This window comes from Halomarina rubra (assembly GCF_023699475.1).
GTDB lineage: Archaea > Halobacteriota > Halobacteria > Halobacteriales > Haloarculaceae > Halomarina > Halomarina rubra.
Window position 1 is genome coordinate 1 of the sequence record NZ_JALXFV010000015.1, and the last position, 890, is coordinate 890.

Below are 890 nucleotides of genomic sequence, written 5' to 3' on the forward strand. Positions count from 1 at the left end.
CTGCACGTATCGCGCGTATCGGTCATTCCTCGGTCGGCGATTCGAGATAGGTTTCGAGCGCGTCAACGACGGTCTGGACGAACGACTCGTTGAGGCGACCCTGCCGCCGAACGATCGCCGCGTGCTTCGGCGACGCTACTGTCCACGGTGAGGCGTAACTCTGCTGGGGCATCCCGCCTTCGACCCAGTCGCCGTCGTCAAGGGGGATGCCCTCGTCGTGGGGCGTCGTCGTCAGCGTGACCGTCATATACTCCTCGTCGCCGAAGGGATGAGTCTCGTTGTTCAGAATCAGCCACGGCCGCGGGTTCTCACCCGACTTGAACGGGTCTGGCCCCCAGACGACATCGCCGCGCTGATAGCTCATTCAGTATCCTCGTCGTCGACGGCGTGCTCCAGCCACTCCTCTATGTTCTCCTCACCGAAGCGGTCGTTCGCGGCGCGCATGCTCTCGACCATACCTGTGTAAGCGGCCACGTCATCGGCCTCGCCGAGTGCCCAGTAGTTGCCTTTGTGGCGGACGAGTCCACGGTTTTCGAGACGCGAGAGGACCACGCTGATACTGCCGGCTTTCACGCCGGTCGCGTCCCGAATCTCGCTCTGGGTGAACGCCTGATCCGGATGGGTGGCGAGGAACTGCATCACGCGGTCGGCGTTCGTCTCTCCGCTCTGCTGGAGTCGGTCTTCAGGGGAGGATTCGAACGTCTCGATGTCGATGGGCATATGTATTCTTGTGTCGCCAAATGTATTAGTTGTATCGACGTATTTTTGGTCGATTTGGCCAGCGCATATCCCTGGGGAACTGAATCAGCCACTTCTCAACCGATTTGTTGAATTTATCCGAAACTGATATGTTTCGGTGACCGTGCTGCATAGACTCTCAAAGTCGGTCA

General features: G+C 59.2%; 2 protein-coding genes. Both read right to left on the reverse strand.

Annotated elements, in window-relative coordinates; translation table 11 throughout:
• Window positions 1-22 precede the first annotated feature (22 nt).
• On the reverse strand, window positions 23-364 hold the full coding sequence (locus M1L36_RS21160) for a type II toxin-antitoxin system PemK/MazF family toxin (protein ID WP_250875750.1): 342 nt from the start codon (window positions 362-364) through the stop codon (window positions 23-25).
• Window positions 361-720 (reverse strand): MarR family transcriptional regulator, encoded by a 360-nt coding sequence (locus tag M1L36_RS21165; protein WP_250875751.1) that lies wholly within the window; start codon window positions 718-720, stop codon window positions 361-363. The genes M1L36_RS21160 and M1L36_RS21165 overlap by 4 nt, the downstream gene beginning before the upstream one ends.
• Between the last annotated feature and the right edge of the window lie 170 nt (window positions 721-890).

Excerpts from the sequence above, each read along its gene's own strand:
- M1L36_RS21165 (WP_250875751.1), bottom strand. The coding sequence starts at position 720 with ATGCCCATCGACATCGAGACGTTCGAATCCTCCCCTGAAGACCGACTC.
- M1L36_RS21160 (WP_250875750.1), bottom strand. The coding sequence starts at position 364 with ATGAGCTATCAGCGCGGCGATGTCGTCTGGGGGCCAGACCCGTTCAAG.